This is a genomic window from Acetivibrio saccincola (genome assembly GCF_002844395.1).
In the GTDB taxonomy this organism is placed as follows: Bacteria; Bacillota; Clostridia; order Acetivibrionales; family Acetivibrionaceae; genus Herbivorax; species Herbivorax saccincola.
In genome coordinates, this window is record NZ_CP025197.1 from 3,095,807 (window position 1) to 3,113,196 (window position 17,390).

The window sequence follows — 17,390 nt, forward strand, 5'->3', positions numbered from 1 at the left end:
TTGTAAAGGCCTTTACTAATATATATCTAAATTACATTAATGTAACTTTCTTTGGTGTAACTTACTTTTCATCAAATTTTAATTTCTTAACGATATTTTGTACTTCCCTTCTAAGCCTTACCAGACGCATACGTACTGCAGCTTCACTTATACCTTTTTCCGATGCAATTTCTTTAATGGACTTGCCCTCTACATAGCACTGTTTGTACAGGTGGTATTCCTTTGGGTTTAAACTTTCTATAACTTGTCCGGTATACCTGGTCTCATCAATTTTCTGATCCTGCTCCCTTAAAAGTTTTTGATACGGCTCCCCTTCTTTAGTGGCATTTTCATACAAGTATTCCTTTGCCAAAGTCTCCTGGCGCTTTAAACCCTTTATATATGTAAGGGTTATATTCCTGGCTGTTTTATACAAAAATCCAGCGGGTTTTTCATGATTTAAAAAAAATCCTGCCTTTTTCATATGCAATTGTGAAAACTTCCTGTATCAGATCCTCTGTGGCTTCTTTATTTTTTGTTATTGAAAATATATATTTAAAAATTCTTCCGTAATTTTCCTTGCAGAGTTCTTCAAAACTCTTCATTTTGACCACCTCTATAATATTTATATTCTATTTTAGCTAATGTAACAAAAATTTTTGTATATTTCATTTTAAATAGTTTAATACTAACTAAAAATAATTAATTGAGAGGAAAAACTATGCCTTGGGTAATTTCATTTATTATATCCTGGATTTTGTTTTTTACTTTAATTGACTATAAACAACTAAAAAGAAATATTTTTGGCGGAATAGCAGCCTTAATACTTGGCAGTATAGTGGACTGGGGCGGACAGAAGCTGGGTATTTATCACTTTTATGATGTTATAATCCCTTGGGCAGGATGCTCTGCCTTTTATAAATTTGGACCTATTTTTGTCATGGGAACTTTGTTTTTCCAAAGCGTTCCTAAAAAACCCTGGATACAGGCTTTAAATATCCTGATTTTTTCCCTGCTGTATTTGTTTTTAGAAGCCCTTATAATAAGCACCGGTGTGGCAGAATACTTTAGCTGGCATATACTTGCAAGCTTGCTTATTAATATACTGACCTTTAGTTCCCTAACTTATTTTAAGGAGAATTTTTTGGAGAAAATAGAAGTCAATAAGTCATATTAGTAAAAATTTTAGGAGGTGTATTTTTGACCAAAAATAAAATTACACCTGTAGGCGGGGAAAAGATATCCGTCCTGCAGTTTTCCTTTTTGCTCATGACAATAGTTTTGGCAACTGCCGATGTGTTTTTGCCTGCTTTTGTTACCCGGGAGGCAGGGAGGGATTCATGGATTTCAGTAATAATAGGAACCATTATATCCATAATTATTGTCAATGTTTTTTTAAACCTGGCATTAAAATACCCTGATAAAATGTTTGTAGACTATTCCTGCGATATTTTAGGAAAACCTCTGGGGAAACTTGCAGGAGGTGTTTTTTTGTACTACATATTTATAATAACCTGTATTGCAACAAGGAGCTTAGGTGAAATTTTTCTTATTGCATTCAATCCTAAAACCCCCATAGCAATATTTATAGTAACCGTTATATTACTGGTTGCCTATGCAGTTGGAAAGGGAGTGGAGACCATCTCCAGGATGAATGAAATACTTCTGCCCTTGGGGCTTTTAATTTTAATTAGCATAACGGTATTAAATTTTAAAGAATTGAATTTTAATTACTTCCTTCCCATACTATATGACGGGATTGTACCGCCTTTAAGAGGAAGTATTTTAATACAGGCATGGATAATTGAAACTATAGTGATACTTCAACTGATACCCTTTGTAAATGATAAGAAAAAAATAAGAAGTTCTGTAACAGCTTCACTTGTAATAATTGGAGCAGGTCTACAAATGGGTGTACTTATAATTGCCTTATTTGGTTCAGCAACCAAATCTTTTATACTCCCTGCCCTTGAGTTTGTAAGATATGCAAACTTTGGGGAAAATTTTAGAGGAATTGACATAACTATAATGAGTGTATGGATAGGCGGTGCTTTTGTAAAAATTTCAGTTTTTTTCTTTATATTTATATTGGGTTTAGCCAGGTTTTTAAACATAAAATCATATAAAGATCTGATAATACCCGGTGGAGTTTTGCTTATCACTTATTCAATGGTATTTTCGAGAAATATTATGGAAGAAATGTATTTTATAAGTTTTATAAAGCCCTTTTATTCCTTATGTGTGGTTTTTTTGATGCCACTTTTGCTTCTTTTTATATCAACTCTAAAGAAAAAATTAATGTAAACAGGTGATGAAAATGCAATTTGTATTTTTCTATTTATCAATAGCAGCAATACTTATTGTGCTTGGAATAGTTTCCATTTACAAACCTCTTGACTTTAGATGCTTTGTAATAGCTATTACCACAACAGCCTGTTCATTGGTTTATGAAACAATTTTAGGTGAATATTACGGACTATATTATTATATTAATGAAAAAGACTCCATTATATATATTGTTTTATCAGGTATACTCCTGTACCCTGCATTAAATGTCATATATGTACTTTTCCTACCTAAGGAAATAAAAAAAGCCTTTGTTTATACAGTTTTTTGGATGGCAACAATGATTATTTTTGAATATGTAAGCCTTTTGACTAAAACAATTGTTTTTACAGGTTGGAAACCTATGCCTTGGTCTTTAATCACTTATATAGGTACTTATTTATGGGTTTACACTTTGTATAAGTTTATGGAAAGAAAAAAGTATTTTCAGGAATCATATTAGACTACCTTCCCTTTCTTAATATTGACATTAGTCTCAGATAGTAGTAACCAAACCTTATTACATTAAAATTTGTATGGTATAAAAGATGCTTTATGCCGGGAAGCCCTATTCCTGTCACAATCATATCATACATTTTGTTATCCGCTTTGTTGTATGCTTTTCTCATTTCACGGATCCATCTGTTATGTCTTAAAACAACTTTCTCTATCAGCTTCTCATAATCCTTCCCAAATACCATAGATCTTGCAGCCATAACCCCCATTGTGATGGAACTTAACTGACCAAATCCAAAAAAAGGGTCTATTGAACCCCCGGCATTGCCTGTCAAGTATATATTGCCCACTTTAAGGGGATATGCATATCCTGTTTCATGCTTTTGTTTAAATTCCTCCACTATGGTGTAGTTTAAGTTTTCATAATACCAGAAAAGCTCCCAAAAGTGGTCTATTTCATTGGAATTTACATCGTTTACAACCAGTATAAGGGATGCTTTCTTTTCATTGTAAGGAGTAAGGTATGCGTATCCGTTTTTGCAGTATTTTTTATTTATCCACATTATCAATGTATTTGTATCAAAATTTCCCAATACAGTAGCCCCTTTTATATAGGTTTGTATGGTTTCATGCCAGCACCCAAGTTCTTTTGTTAAAGCTGCAGTACCATTTGCCACAACAACAAAGTTAAACTCCTTTGAAAGGGGTTCATAATCCGCTAATGTGTTAAATTTTACCACAGGATTTTTTAATTGGGAATAAATCTGGGAAAAAAGCGAATCTTTTTCCCTGCCCCTTTTTAGAAAATATCCGAAATTGCCTTTCAGTACTTTTTTTTTGTTTGGAGAATAGTGAGTAAGATTATTTATTGTATTTACAGGGGTAATATTTATATCAAAATTTTTTTTAAAATATTCTATTGCATCTTTTATGGGACGATGCTGGATTCCTAAAAGGGCACTGATATGCCCATATTGATCCCCTATAAAGCTGTTCCTCTCAAAAATAACCGGCTGTATACCGTGTTTTTCAAGCTGGTGGGCGCAGGAAAGACCTGATAGTCCCCCCCCTATTATAGCAACCTTCATTTTTAGCCTCCGTATTTTTTTAATACTTTTATCCAAAGAAATACAAGTACACCATCTAACAGTGATAAAATAGTATATACAATTAAATTCATTTTTAAAACTTCCCCCTTCCCTGCTTAAAGCATGAAATTAACGCCTGGATTTTGCCGGAAATATTTTGGATATAATTCCTGATGAATCCTGAAGCCGGTCTATTTTTTGCTGTAGCTTTACAATTGCTCTCATTTCGTTGTCCCTAAGCTGTGTTAATATCTGCCTTACTTCAGGGTTTCTTATCGTTATTAAATTGCTGTTATAGAAAATCTGATTGGAAATCCTGCTTTGCAAAATATCCTTTAAAATATCTACTACTTCCAATTTAAACCACCTACTATAGTATTTGTATATTTCTGTTATTAAAATTCTGCTATATTCATTTGTTATATTTATTAATAATTCTGCTATATTTTTTTACAAGCATTTTTATGCAAATTTTTATGTTACTTTTGCGTGTGAAAAGTACTTTTATCTGTGTTTGCCTAAAATTTCCTTTAAGTTTTTACTTTATGTTTTTTCTTTAAGTCTTTTTTATATTAAGGGCAATCATTTTATCTTTTAAAATATCTATATGTTCCCTGGAGTTTTTACTAAACTCCTTAAGCATATTCTTTATCTCTTTATCCTTTATTTTGTCAAATATATCATCATATTTTTTAAGAAGAAGTTGCTCCCTGTCTATGGATTCATTAAACATAATATTAAGCATGTACTCCTGCGATAGCTTATCCATGTACTACCTCCCAACACCGAAAAATTTAAACTACATAAAATATTTTCTGTTCAAATTGCAAATATTATTCTTACAAATATTAAATTCTGAAGGAAAAGGGGAATCAACGTGAAAATTGCTATAATAGGGGCTGGTCTGGCAGGTCTGGCTTGTGCTAGAGAGCTTATTAAAAACGGGATTTATCCGACTATATTTGAAAAAAAATCATGTATAGGTAAAGACTATTTGCTTTCCACAACAACTTTAAGGATTTTAGACAGAAGTTACAGAACATCTGTAAAATATTTGAATCAAAGGTATAATTTAAAATTAAAGCCCTTTTCACCTTTAAGGGAAATTACAATGATTGCCCCGCAAAGACAGACAGTTGTAAGGGGAAAATTAGGATATATATACATGCGGGGGGAGGAGGAAAATTCTCTAGAAAACCAGATTGCACGAGGTTTAAATGCAAATATACTGTTTGATAATTTTGTAGATATAAATGATGTAAAAAATCATTTTGATTATATAATAGCTGCCACCGGGAATGAAGCTATACCAAAAACCCTGGGGGTATGGACTCCGACATTTAATGTATGTTTAAGGGCTGCTGTGGTATTGGGGGATTTTAAAACTGATTGTGTAAAAATGTGGGTAAATACTGATTATTCCAAATCCTGCTACGGATATATTTCACCATACAGCACAAAGGAAGCAAGACTGCTTTTGACAGTGGACAATATAACTCCCTATGAGATGGATTATTATTGGGACAAATTTTTCAATGAAGAAAATTTATCATATGATATAATTGAAACCAAAGACATTGAGTACAGCATAGGTACCACCTCCTCTGCTAAAGCAGGCAATATATACCTTGTAGGAAACTGTGCAGGGCTTATTGATGACTTTTTGGGTTTTGGCGCTGTCAATGCCATTGAAAGCGGGATTTTGGCAGCTAAGTCAATTGTAAAAGGACTTGACTACAATGAGCTTATAAAGCCTATGAAAAAACATGTAACCAAACTCCATGAATTCCGCAAGGCATTAAACAGCTTTGATAATAAAGACCTTAACAGGCTTATTACTTTTTTGGGGCTGCCTGTTGTAAAACAGCTTATATACAACAATCCCCTTATAAAGGGAAAAAATTTTAGTTTTATAGCCAGAATGTACAATAGCATAAAGAACCGTTAAATCCTCCCCTTAAGAAAGGTTTTTTTCATAAGTACCTTTTTTTATAAGTATTTTTTACCTGTATGAGTATTCAACGTTAAAAACAAGTTTGGCTAAAGGCTCATATATGAAAGTTAGAATTTTTTTTGGATTTATTAAATCCCATTCTAATACATAGTTTAATGCATAAAAGAGAGATATAATTATTATAAACTGGGATACCAGTATAAGCTTTTTATCTTTTTTATTCACATCTTTCCACAGTAAAAATACAGAAATTAATACATGTATTAGAATTACAATAAACACCATCAGTCCTTCCTCCTAATTAATAACTAGTTTAGAAATTATCCCTGAATTATCTATTTTTGCCTGTGCATTGTATTTTACTTCAATATATGGAAATATTTCATCCCACCTGTCACCTATTTCTTTCCAACGCTTTGGATGCCTCCTGAATATATATTCTCCAAAACCTAAAAAATCCACCTCAAACTCTTCCTGAGCTTTTTTTATAAGTTTTTCAAGATTGTGTTTTACAGTTTCAGAAACAGCCTCTTCCATCTTATTTATTTCTTCCTCTTTTAGTATATTTTGTTCTGTGTACAGGACTTCTATCCTTCCCGTCATTTTAATATCAATATTAAATGATATCTTATTCCCATCAAATTCAGCTTTCATCTTGCTTTTGCTTCTTTTAAATACATAGGACAAACTATCTTTTCCATCATTATACCTGGAAGTGATAACCCCGTTCCGGGCTTTACCCTTTATAAGCATATATGCCTGAGTTTCATCACCGTCTATCCATCCAATAAGTTTTTCATCCATAAAAACACCGCTTCCTTTGATAGCAGCTACGTACTGCTGCCTTTCTCCGGATCCTGCCTCATTAAAATCCCCTCTACTGGTGGATATAGTGGTGTTTTCATTTTTAAAATAGTGAATCCTCCCTGTAATAAATCCACTCTTTTTTTCACAATAATTTACCAAAATATTTTTAAAATTTTCTACATAAACTTTAGACCATTCTTCTTTCATGCTGTTAACAATCCCTTCTATTTCAAGAACCAGGTTTTTTTCCACATCGGCTGGAATTGTAAGCATATCATAAGCAGTGGTGGGTGTTATAAGCACTTTATTTTCATATCTGAATTGCCTTCCTCTGGATAAATGGTCTATTATATCCCCAATGCCGTGCTTTGCAAAGTTTTCACCTATTATTATAAATCTGTTATGAAACCATGCCAGATTTTTTGTGGCTGTTTCATTTAAATTATTTTTAGCATCTGCAAGGGTTTTGCCGGTTGCAGTACCAATCCAGGAGTTTGACTTTTCAGGTTCCCCCTTTGCCCCAAATCCTGTTGGCGTAATTGATATAACTGTTATCCTGATGTTCCCGTCTGGCTCTAAATCGATGCCTGTTGCAGTTACCAAGCCTAAATCGCTAAGCTCTGTTCTTCCCCAGCACCCTGTATTTATAATTAAATTAGTATAATTATTATTAACAGCATAAAATATTTTTTTCTCATATCCAACCACCTGCCGGTTATCTGCTATTTTTTTGATTATTTGACGTATATAGTTGTTTTCTGTCCGTTATCTAATTTTGGAACTTCTCTTTTTCATAAATTCAGGCTTTTTTCTTAAAGTCCAGATTGGAAATCTTACCATGCTGTCTTTCCAATCAGGCAGGGAAAGGGGAGAAAACGGAGAAAAATAAGGAACTCCAAATGATCTTAAAGACACCAAATGTATAAGAAGAAATAAAAAACCTGTAATTATCCCAAAAAGCCCGGTAGACCCTGCTAAAATCATTAGCGGAAATCTCAAAAGCCTTATGGATATGGATTGGTTGTATTTTGGAATTACAAAGGAGGCAATTCCAGTAAAGGCAACAATTATAACCATTACATTTGATACAATTCCTATACTTACCGCTAATTCTCCTAATATAAGGGCTCCAACTATACTTACAGCTTCGCCTATAGGCTTTGGTAGCCTTATTCCCGCTTTCTTTAGTACTTCAAAAGTAAACTCCATTAAAAGGGCTTCTATCACAGCAGGAAAAGGTACAGCAGCCCTTACGGCAATAAGTGTTGTAAGAAGGGACATTGGGATCATTTCCTGGTGGTAAGTTGTCATAGCAACATATATAGAAGGCAAAAAAAGGGCTATAACAAAGGCAATATAGCGGAGCATTCTTATGAAAGTGCCAAAATAAAACCTTACATAATAGTCTTCAGGGGAACTTAAAAAATCCACAAAAACTGCAGGGAATACAAGTACTAAGGGTGAACCGTCCACTAAAACCGCCACCTTCCCATCAGACAGACATGCGGATACAATATCCGGTCTTTCAGTATAAGAAATCTGAGGAAAAGGAGAGTAGGGGTTGTCTTCAATAAACTGTTCAATTTCCCCACTGTCATTAATAGAATCAATATCTATTTTCTCAAGCCTTTTTCTCGCTTCATTTACTACTTTTTCACAGGCAACCCCCTTTATGTATGACATTACCACCCTTGTCCTGCTAAGATGCCCTATTTCAAGTTTTTCCATCTTAAGATTATGTGTCTTAAGCCTCTTTCTAATCAGAGAAATGTTTATAGATATAGCTTCTGTAAAACTTTCTGATGGTCCCCTTACTACCGCTTCACTAATGGGTTCTCCAATTGACCGGTGCTGCCATTTTGATGTATTTAAAGAAAGCCCGGCAGAAATCCCTGAAATTAAAAAAACACATTTCCCGTCTAATATATCTTCTACAGCTTCCTCTAACAAAGTAATTTTTTCTACGTTGCCTATTTCAATAAATTTATTTTTAATTGCTTCCAAAGCCTCTTTTTTATCCAAATTAACATTATAGACGTTGAAGTCCTCCATAAGGGAATGAAAAAAGTTTTTATTTATAGTCTCTGTATTAACAATTTCCTGGATATATACCAAAAGACACTTAGTCTCATTTTTTCCTAGTGTAAACTCTCTAAATATCACATCAAAACAATCCATAAACTTAAGTTTTAAAAATTTTATATTTTCTTCCAGGTTTTCTGACAACATTTTATCATCTTCCCCTTTTTAAATATTGAACGCACAATTTCATTTATTGTGCGTTCAATATTACGTTCAATTTCAATATTTCGTTCATTATTATTTATAAGCTGTTTTACTTTACCTTGCCTTCACCACGCTGCTTTTTTATTTCAGCTTCGGATTTTTTGTAGAATTTTTCAATATATTCTTTGTTTTTAGGCAAATTTTCGTCTGTTTTTTTCTTTTTGCTCATGATAATCCCGCCTTGTGCAATCAATGTATTATATAATCAGGTATTTCATTTGTAGTTTAACCAATATTCTTATATAATATCAGGGTTTTTTAAAATTTTTTGCGGTGTTTCCTTAAAAACTCCTTTAAAGCCTGGTTCAATATTTGCTTTTTTAAGCCTTAGTGAGTTGTAAACCACATTCAGTGAACTCATAGCCATAGCCCCGGCACCAATCATGGGGTGCAGCAATCCTAAAACTGCCACAGGTATTGCCACAGCGTTGTAAAACCATGCCCAGAAATAATTTTCTTTAATCTTTCTAAAAGTGGCTTTAGAAAGCTTTATGGAAGATATAACGTCGCCTAGATCCCCTCTTACCAGGGTAATGTCTGCAGCTTCTATAGCAATATCGGTACCTGTGCCTATTGCAATACCAACATTGGACTGTTTCAGGGCAGGTGCGTCATTGATGCCGTCCCCCACCATGGCTACTACATCATATTCTCTCTGTAAATTTTTTATCTCTTCCACTTTACCATCCGGCAAAACTTCTGAAATAACATGGCTGATTCCTACTTTTTTTCCTATAGCATCAGCAGTTCTTTTATTATCCCCTGTAATCATGGCTGTCTTAATTCCCATTCTTTCCAATTCTTCTATTGCCTTTTTAGCATCCTCTTTTACAGGGTCTGCCACCGCTATAATTCCTATAAGTTTGTCTCCTTTAGAAATCAGCATAGCGGTCTTTGCCTCTTCTTCTAATTTAATCAATTCTTTTTCATGGTGTTCATAGGAAATTTTGTTTTCCCTCATTAATTTTCTATTTCCCACAAGCACCCTTTCTCCGTCTGTATATCCTTCTACTCCCATGCCAACAATTGCATTAAATCCCGAAACTTCCCCTAAATTAATTTTCTCATCATTTGCTTTTTCCAGGATGGCATGGGCTAAAGGATGCTCAGATGCATTTTCTATTGTAGCTGCATAGTAAAAAACATCTTTTTCATTTGCACCGTTTAGCGGGATTACATCAGTAACTTCCGGCTTACCCTTAGTAATGGTTCCGGTTTTGTCAAAGGCAATTGCATTTACATCCTTTAGGGTTTGTATGGCTTCACCATTTCTTATAAGAATTCCCCGTTCTGCTCCCATGCCGCTGCCCACCATTAAAGCTGTAGGTGTCCCCAGCCCAAGTGCACAAGGACAGGAGATTACAAGGACGGCAGTTGCTGTGATAAAGGCCAGTATAAGGGGGGGTGTATCAGGATTTACCCATGGAAGAAAAGCAGAAGCCCACTTTATAATGCCCAAATGAAATTCAGAAAACACATTGTATGATATAAATGTGGCTATTGTAATAATTATTATTGCAGGAACAAAGTATCCTGTGACCCTGTCGGCAAATTCCTGGATTGGCACTTTAGAACCCTGGCATTCTTCAACCATTTTTATAACCTGTGATAAAAATGTGTCCTTTCCTACTTTGGTGACTTTTACTTTTAAAAGGCCATGCTTATTAATGGTTGCACCAATGACTTCATCCCCCTTTTCCCTTTTTACAGGCATGGATTCCCCGGTAGCCATGGATTCATCCACCAGACTGCTTCCTTCAACTACAACACCGTCTGTAGGGATTTTCTCCCCGGGACGCACCAACATAATATCCCCTATCTGTAAATCATTTATCGGTACCTCCGTTTCCCTTCCGTCAACTATAATCCTTGCACTTTTTGCCCCCATTTCGAGGAGCTTTTTAATTGCCTGTGAGGCTTTTCCCTTTGCACGCACTTCTAAGTACTTTCCAAGTAAATGAAAAGTCATAATAGATGTAGCCATCTCAACAAAAGTCTGTATAGGAATAAAAAATCCCAGTAATCCAATTAAGTAAGGGGGTAAAGAACCAAGGGACACCAAAACATCCATATTGGGACTTTTGTTTTTAAGGGCTTTAAAGCTTCCCACATGAACATGCCACCCGGCTAAAAATACAACGGGAAAACCAAGGAGTGCCGCAATTAAAAGATACCCCGGGACAGGTGCAACAAACATATTTATCATCATAATTGTCATCATGGCAGCTGATATAGCAAGAGATGCAAGCATTTTTTTCTTTGCTTTATTAACTTCAATTTCATCTTCATCTATTTTTTCATCTCTTTCCACATCTTTATCTTCTTCTATGACCAACTCAAAACCTATATCAGAAACTTTTTTCTGTATATCTTTAAGCCCTGTCTTTTCAGGGTCATACTCAATTGTTACCTTTTCTACAGCAAAGTTTACACTTGCTGATTCAACCCCGCCGGTTTTCTTTAAAGTTCTTTCTATGTTGTTGGCACAAGAAACACAGTGCATTCCTTTAACTTTCAATGTAACTTTTTCTAAATTCTTCTCTTTATCTATCAAAGAAGCTTTTTTAATATTTTCAGACACAGCCATATTAATACTCCTTTCTGTATTTATCTCTATTTAATTTTTATTTAACCTTCATTTAATTTTTGTATATTTTTTATATAAAATACCCTATATATAATGCCCTGTAACATATATAGTATTTATACCCCCCCTCCTAGGGTGGGGTGTAATTTAATTATAACACTTTATTTCCGCATGTCAAGTTGAAAATTAATAATTTCTTAAAATCAATGATTAAAATTTAAAAATACCTATAGGAATTTTAAATAAATTAATGTAGAATAAATAATAGACATAATTTTTATACTAAAACAGGAGGAAGTAGTTAACATTATGCTTAAGAAAAAAATAGAGAACTTTTGGTACTACCACAAAGTAAAAGTCATTGTCGGTATATTCGCAGTAGTATTTATATTTTTAGGGTGGAAATTTGATAAAGGCGGCTTGTCTGATTTAGAAATCGGATATGTCATAGAAAATCATAATTTCATTTTAGAAGGGAAAAAGGTTGAAGAAGTAAAAGCCGCTTTTGAATCTATAATTCATGATGTGGACGGGGAGAAAACCGAGAAGGAAGAAAAAGATGTTTTATTTGTACCGCTGATAGGCCAGCGTATTGAATTGGAGTTTGGACTAGGTATTTGCCATATTCTTTTACTGGACAAACAGACTCTTACCACATTTATTAACAATTATTTTTTTGAACCTCTTGACAGCTATGCTGAAAAATATAATATTGACATCAGCAATTATCCGGAGGTAATAGCTGACCCTTTAGGTACAAATGAGCCTAAGGTTTATGCTTTGCCTGTAAAAGACATGCAGCTTCTTTTGGATATGGGACTGCCTGAGGATTTTTACCTTGCCATAAGACTTCCAAATGAAAAAGATAAAGATGATGTATTGAGGGTAAAAAACGCCCATATAGTTTTAGATTATATTCTAAGTGAAAGCATGTCAGAAAAGTAGAAAAAGTGGCTGTCCGCTAATTTTTAAATCAGACAGCCACTTTTCAAACGTATTTTTCTTTCCTGTCTCTTACTTTCTCAATAAACTATTACTTTCTTAAATATACTTTCTTAATAAATATTATTTTTCATTAGAATTATTTTGCTGACTTAATTTTTCCATTGTCTTAGCTGCAAATTCACGTCCTCCCATTCCAAAGGCAATGGCAAAGGCTATAGCTATAGCTCCTAGTATAATTATAAATGCAGCGTTTACAATGGATGATGCAATGTCAAGCTGTATAAGTGTCATAAATACTGCAATAATGATAATAGCATACTTCACAATTAAAGTTGTCAAAGTAGCATTAGGATATTTTTTCCTCATGATACTTTCAAGCCATGTAGCAAAGAAAAGAGCCACACCCATTATAATAATAGCACTGATAACGAATGGAAGGTATGCTATTATTGCTTCTCCCACTGACTGGAGTACATCCAGTTTAATGACATTAAGGGCCTGTACAACAAACAGCAGTATTATAATGTACTTTACAACTTCACCTATTACTTTAGAAAGGGAAAAATCCTTCATTTTTGAGCTGTCTGTGCTGATGATTTTTTTAGTAACTGCATCTGCTCCGATACCGGAAAGGAGATTTGTCAGAAGTTTTCCTGTTATTCTCGCCACATATGTTCCTATTACAATTAATATGATAGCAACTATAATCTGAGGAATTATGGTAAATATCTGATCCAGCACCACTGTAGCCGGTTGCGATATAGCGGTTATATTTAATGTTTGCAATGCTGCAATGATTATGGGAATTAAAATTATTACATAAATAACATAGGAAATCATTGAAGAAAGTGTAACACTCTCGTCTCCTCCAACACCTGCTTTTTCCTGGAGTTTGTCAATATTAAGTCTCTTTAACATAGGTGTAATAAGCTGACGGATTATCCTGGCTATAAACACTCCAAACACTAATATAAGTATGGCAGCTATAATATTAGGTATGAAATTTATAAACTGGGAAACCAATCCCGAAATGGTGTTTGAAACGTTTTGCATACCAAGTCTGTCTAAAACTGCAGGCAGGAACATTAAAAAGACAATCAAAAATACTAACTTTCCTATAAATTCTAGAGAACTTCCTGTTACTTCGTCCACTACACCTAATTTGTCAGTGTACTTTTCCAATTTAAGCAGTTTTAAACCTTTTACCACTATTGCCTTTGCAATCAATGCTGCTAAGTAAGCTACCACCAGTAAAATAATTGCTGTCACCAGAGAAGGAAGCAGATCTTCGAAGTAGTTTAACAAATCTTGCAATTGCCTCATCTTTAAAACATCCTCCTTTTTTTATTATTATACTGCCACAAAATTATGTAATCTAATCAATATTATATAATAGTTTTCAATAAAAAAAAAGGTATAAAAAATATTCTTATGATTTGTATAATTTTTATTTTTTCATTTCCGATATATAAAATATAAACTACCTGACTTTGGCATTTTAAAAAAACAATTCAACAATATTAAAATCAGTGAAAGGATGGTTATCCTATGTGTTTTAAAAAATTTTCCAAACTCACAAAACAATTCTTAGCACTATTTATGGCTCTCATAGTTCTTTTATCGTTCACAGGATGCGGCAGCGGGAAAGCAAAAGTTAAAGAATATCATGTTGGCATTTTGTCAGGAATTAGCTATCTTGCTGCAGCAATAGACGGTTTTAAGGAAGAAATGACAAAGCGCGGATATATCGAGGGAGAAAACATTCGCTACACTATTCTTAGTACAGAATCTGATTTAGAAGAGTATAAAATTTTTTCAAAAAAGTTTGTAGAAGACGGGGTTGATTTGGTTTTTTGTTATCCGACAGAAGCTGCCCTAGCATTAAAAGAAGCCACTGAAGGTACTGATATACCTGTTGTATTTGGTGTAACAAATATTGAAGGTACTGACCTTGTAAAAAGTGTTCGTGAACCTGGAGGCAATATAACCGGTGTACGCTATCCCGGTCCTGACCTGGCAATTAAACGTCTGGAATTTATGCTTGAAATTGTACCTGATGCAAAACGGATATTATTGCCGTACAGCTCAGAACTTCCTGTTTGCGGTCCCCAATTGGAAGTACTTCCTGAAGCTGCAGAAAGACTTGGTGTGGAACTGATATATGCAGGTGCAAAAACCCCCGAAGAACTGGAAGCAATATTTAATGAATACGACAGCCAGGAGGAAATTGGATTTGATGCAATAGTATCAATAGCTGAAGCCTTTGCGGTAGAACCTGTCACTTTCCTTACCATGATTAAATTTGCAAATAAACATAATATTCCTATGGGCGGCGCTCTTATGCAATATGACGGATATTCATCACTTTTTGGTATTAATATCAATGAATATGTTACAGGTCAATTAGCTGCAGGATTGGCAGATAAAATTTTAAAAGGCGAAGATGTATCCAAAATACCTGTTGTAACAGATGAGGACTTTATTCAGATTAACTACAGGGAACTTAAAAAACAGGGATTTGACATACCTGAATCGGTGTTAAACCAAGCTGATGAAATTATAAGATAAATTTAATTTACAGGTGACATTTCAGGGTAAATTGTACCTTAAAAAACCTCCATATAATTTAAAAGAGCTGGTAACTTGTTTTATAACCAGCTCTCTTTTTTATACTTTTTATACTTTACTTTCTTTATAGTTTTACGGTGTTTTTTATATTTTCTCAATTTTTTATACTAATTTTTCACTTCTTAATTTACTTAACTTAATTACTCTTTTTTGTCTTAAATATGTTGGTAGTTGCTACAAGCCTTTCTCCCATATGATACAGGCTTTGGGCAAATTTATTTACCTGCTCTGCAATTAAACTTTGATTTTCAGAAGCAGCGGTAACTTTCTCAGTGGATGCAGCAGTTTCTTCTAGAATACTTCTAATGGCTACCACTGAGTTAATTGTACTTGTTTTAACATCCTCTATTTTGCCTATTACATTATTTAATTCTATAATTTTTTCTATCACATTGTCCATAGAAGTAATTATTTCATCAAATGCATATTGTGTTGAAACCACTGCCTGCATTTGCTCTTCCATAATTTTATGAACCCTTTTGGAGGTATTTATGGAGGCTTCTGTTTGAAGTTTTATTTCTTTTAAAAGAGGTTTTATCATTTTTGCTGACTCTTTAGATTGAGTTGAAAGACTGTTTATTTCTTTTGCTATTACAGAAAACCCCTGACCTGCATCACCTGCTTTAGCTGCTTCAATGGTTGCATTTAATGATAACAAACTGGTTTTTTTAGTGATTGCACTTATAGCATCTGTAATTTTTTGTATCTTTTCCATACTTTCATTAAGTTTTCTCGTGTCTTCTGTAAATTCTTTTGTTATTCTGTCTGTTTCTTTGGACTTTTCAGTTAACAATTTAATTGTATCTTTAGATTTAATACTTAGCTTTTTTGTAGACTCTGTAATTTCTTCTACTTCCATTGCCTTAGATACAGCATAGTCTATCTGGCTTCCAAGATTGTATATTTGTTCTGACGTCTTCTCTGCCTCGTGAGCTTGTTCTTCTGTACCTGCACTAATCTGTTCCATGGCAATTGTAACTGACTTTGCAGCTTCTGCTGACTCATTTGAACTCTTTTTTAATTCTAAACTTTTGTCCATTATTATTTTTAAAGCATCTTTTATTTCTATTATAATATTATTGATGTTTGAAACCATGTAATTAAAGTTTAAAGCCAGTTCCCCTATTTCATTATTACAATCTACATCAATTTGTGCATCCAAGTCACCTTCACTAATTATCCTTGTTGCGTTTCTAAGCTTTATAACCGGTCTGGTAATCCGCTTTGATATAAAAATTCCTGTAAATACCGCAAATACAAACCCAAAAAATATTATAAATATTGATATCCAAATGCTTCTTATTATAGTTGCATCTGCTTCTGAAACAGGTATTTCAACCACAATTGCCCAGTCCGGCTCTCCTAAAGGTACATATGTAATTACCGATTTTTTACCTAAGATACCCTTTGATCTTTCGCTGTTTATTACATTGTTTTCACCATCGTTTTCAGCATTTTCACCATTTGCAAACTTTGAAATTAAATTTATATTTAAAAGGTTTTCTCCTCTTATTACCCGGCTAATATCGTGAAAAGCAATAAGATTGCCCTTTCTGTCCACCACATATGCTGTCCCTTCTTTGCCTATTTCCATTGAAGATACTACATCCCACATAAACTTTAAATTTATTTCTGCAATCAATGCACCCTTTAAATCCCCAAAGACATCTTTTATAGGCGTTGCCAAAAGAATAATGGGCTCAAAAGACATTTCATCTATAAATACAGAGCTTATATAAAAATCTTTATAGCCCATGTTAGAAAACAAATCTTTTATATTTTCTTCTGTAAGCTGGCCATCTAGAGATGAAGCCAGGCGGGAAATCCTGCTCAGTTCTTCTCCGCTGCTGTTTAGAAGTGCTAACTGTCTAAAGGAACTATCCACATTGAGGAGCCTGCTCATTATCCGCTTTTGTTCTTCTGTCTCTACTTCTGTCAAATCACTAACAAGCACCATTGATGACATCATGTCCATTTTTTTATGAATGTAGTTTTTTACTTGCTTTACAGCTTCATCTGCAATGATATGCTGCTGATTTTCTACAAGCTTGCAATTGCCGCTATAGTTAATATAAGTGTTAATTGCTGTATTACCCAGAAGAATAATACCACTTACCGTTATAAAAGCAATTGAGAGTGTTGTAGACAGGCTTTTTAAGTCTTTTGTCTTTGCTGTTGTCTTTGCTGTTGTCTTTGCTGTTGTCTTAGCTGCTTTCTTTGCTATTCTTTTTACTGTCCTCTTTACTGTAGCCTCTGCTTTTTTCTTAATTTGTTTGAAAAGTTCCGGCAATTTAGGGGTTATTTTTTTCATGTCTGCATATTTCCTCCTTTATTG

The 17,390-nt window shown here is 33.9% G+C and carries 17 protein-coding genes; 6 read left to right on the top strand and 11 right to left on the bottom strand.

Annotation, left to right across the window (positions count from 1 at the left end; translation table 11 throughout):
• Positions 1-61: 61 nt before the first annotated feature.
• On the bottom strand, positions 62-415 hold the full coding sequence (locus tag HVS_RS13825; RefSeq protein ID WP_242971587.1) for an RNA polymerase sigma factor: 354 nt from the start codon (positions 413-415) through the stop codon (positions 62-64).
• Positions 416-431: 16 nt separating this feature from the next.
• Complete coding sequence (locus HVS_RS17345) at positions 432-584, bottom strand: RNA polymerase sigma factor (RefSeq protein WP_242971588.1); 153 nt, start codon at positions 582-584, stop codon at positions 432-434.
• Positions 585-700: 116 nt separating this feature from the next.
• Here HVS_RS17345 and HVS_RS13830 point away from each other — a divergent pair, with 116 nt between their 5' ends.
• Genes HVS_RS13830 through HVS_RS13840 form a run of 3 tightly spaced genes read left to right on the top strand, consistent with a single transcriptional unit; the run spans position 701 to position 2,767 of the window.
• The gene (locus tag HVS_RS13830) at positions 701-1,156 is read left to right on the top strand and encodes a hypothetical protein (protein WP_101303262.1); all 456 of its coding nucleotides are present in this window, start codon (positions 701-703) and stop codon (positions 1,154-1,156) included.
• A gap of 23 nt (positions 1,157-1,179) precedes the next feature.
• Complete coding sequence (locus tag HVS_RS13835; protein ID WP_101303264.1) at positions 1,180-2,283, top strand: GerAB/ArcD/ProY family transporter; 1,104 nt, start codon at positions 1,180-1,182, stop codon at positions 2,281-2,283.
• 13 nt (positions 2,284-2,296) lie between these two features.
• Entirely contained in the window at positions 2,297-2,767 is a 471-nt protein-coding gene (locus HVS_RS13840; RefSeq protein WP_101303266.1) for a hypothetical protein, read from the top strand.
• A 1-nt stretch (position 2,768) separates the two neighbouring features.
• On the opposite strand, the gene HVS_RS13845 is transcribed toward HVS_RS13840, so the two are convergent.
• The 3 genes from HVS_RS13845 to HVS_RS13855 all read right to left on the bottom strand — a co-directional run bounded on the left by HVS_RS13845 (position 2,769) and on the right by HVS_RS13855 (position 4,617).
• Positions 2,769-3,848: an NAD(P)/FAD-dependent oxidoreductase gene (locus HVS_RS13845; protein WP_101303268.1), complete on the bottom strand. Its 1,080-nt coding sequence runs from the start codon at positions 3,846-3,848 to the stop codon at positions 2,769-2,771.
• 129 nt (positions 3,849-3,977) lie between these two features.
• The gene (locus HVS_RS13850; RefSeq protein ID WP_101303271.1) at positions 3,978-4,205 is read right to left on the bottom strand and encodes a hypothetical protein; all 228 of its coding nucleotides are present in this window, start codon (positions 4,203-4,205) and stop codon (positions 3,978-3,980) included.
• 199 nt (positions 4,206-4,404) lie between these two features.
• Positions 4,405-4,617 (bottom strand): hypothetical protein, encoded by a 213-nt coding sequence (locus HVS_RS13855; protein ID WP_101303273.1) that lies wholly within the window; start codon positions 4,615-4,617, stop codon positions 4,405-4,407.
• Between the two features lie 108 nt (positions 4,618-4,725).
• Between HVS_RS13855 and HVS_RS13860 the strand changes: the two genes are divergently transcribed.
• Positions 4,726-5,796 carry an NAD(P)/FAD-dependent oxidoreductase gene (locus HVS_RS13860; protein WP_101303275.1) on the top strand — a complete coding sequence of 357 codons (1,071 nt, stop codon included), beginning with the start codon at positions 4,726-4,728 and terminating at the stop codon, positions 5,794-5,796.
• 54 nt (positions 5,797-5,850) lie between these two features.
• On the opposite strand, the gene HVS_RS13865 is transcribed toward HVS_RS13860, so the two are convergent.
• The 4 genes from HVS_RS13865 to HVS_RS13880 all read right to left on the bottom strand — a co-directional run bounded on the left by HVS_RS13865 (position 5,851) and on the right by HVS_RS13880 (position 11,482).
• Positions 5,851-6,087 carry a hypothetical protein gene (locus tag HVS_RS13865; RefSeq protein ID WP_101303277.1) on the bottom strand — a complete coding sequence of 79 codons (237 nt, stop codon included), beginning with the start codon at positions 6,085-6,087 and terminating at the stop codon, positions 5,851-5,853.
• A 12-nt stretch (positions 6,088-6,099) separates the two neighbouring features.
• A complete protein-coding gene (locus tag HVS_RS13870; RefSeq protein WP_159063463.1) occupies positions 6,100-7,317 on the bottom strand; it encodes a Ger(x)C family spore germination protein in 1,218 nt (405 codons plus the stop codon).
• Between the two features lie 57 nt (positions 7,318-7,374).
• On the bottom strand, positions 7,375-8,838 hold the full coding sequence (locus tag HVS_RS13875; RefSeq protein ID WP_101303281.1) for a spore germination protein: 1,464 nt from the start codon (positions 8,836-8,838) through the stop codon (positions 7,375-7,377).
• A 295-nt stretch (positions 8,839-9,133) separates the two neighbouring features.
• A complete protein-coding gene (locus HVS_RS13880; protein WP_101303283.1) occupies positions 9,134-11,482 on the bottom strand; it encodes a heavy metal translocating P-type ATPase in 2,349 nt (782 codons plus the stop codon).
• 309 nt (positions 11,483-11,791) lie between these two features.
• Here HVS_RS13880 and HVS_RS13885 point away from each other — a divergent pair, with 309 nt between their 5' ends.
• Positions 11,792-12,427 carry a hypothetical protein gene (locus tag HVS_RS13885; RefSeq protein WP_101303285.1) on the top strand — a complete coding sequence of 212 codons (636 nt, stop codon included), beginning with the start codon at positions 11,792-11,794 and terminating at the stop codon, positions 12,425-12,427.
• A gap of 120 nt (positions 12,428-12,547) precedes the next feature.
• Here the strand turns inward: HVS_RS13885 and HVS_RS13890 are convergent, their stop codons facing one another.
• Positions 12,548-13,750: a mechanosensitive ion channel gene (locus HVS_RS13890; protein WP_101303287.1), complete on the bottom strand. Its 1,203-nt coding sequence runs from the start codon at positions 13,748-13,750 to the stop codon at positions 12,548-12,550.
• 225 nt (positions 13,751-13,975) lie between these two features.
• Between HVS_RS13890 and HVS_RS13895 the strand changes: the two genes are divergently transcribed.
• Entirely contained in the window at positions 13,976-14,995 is a 1,020-nt protein-coding gene (locus HVS_RS13895; RefSeq protein WP_101303289.1) for an ABC transporter substrate-binding protein, read from the top strand.
• A 196-nt stretch (positions 14,996-15,191) separates the two neighbouring features.
• On the opposite strand, the gene HVS_RS13900 is transcribed toward HVS_RS13895, so the two are convergent.
• On the bottom strand, positions 15,192-17,366 hold the full coding sequence (locus tag HVS_RS13900; RefSeq protein ID WP_101303291.1) for a methyl-accepting chemotaxis protein: 2,175 nt from the start codon (positions 17,364-17,366) through the stop codon (positions 15,192-15,194).
• Positions 17,367-17,390: the final 24 nt, after the last annotated feature.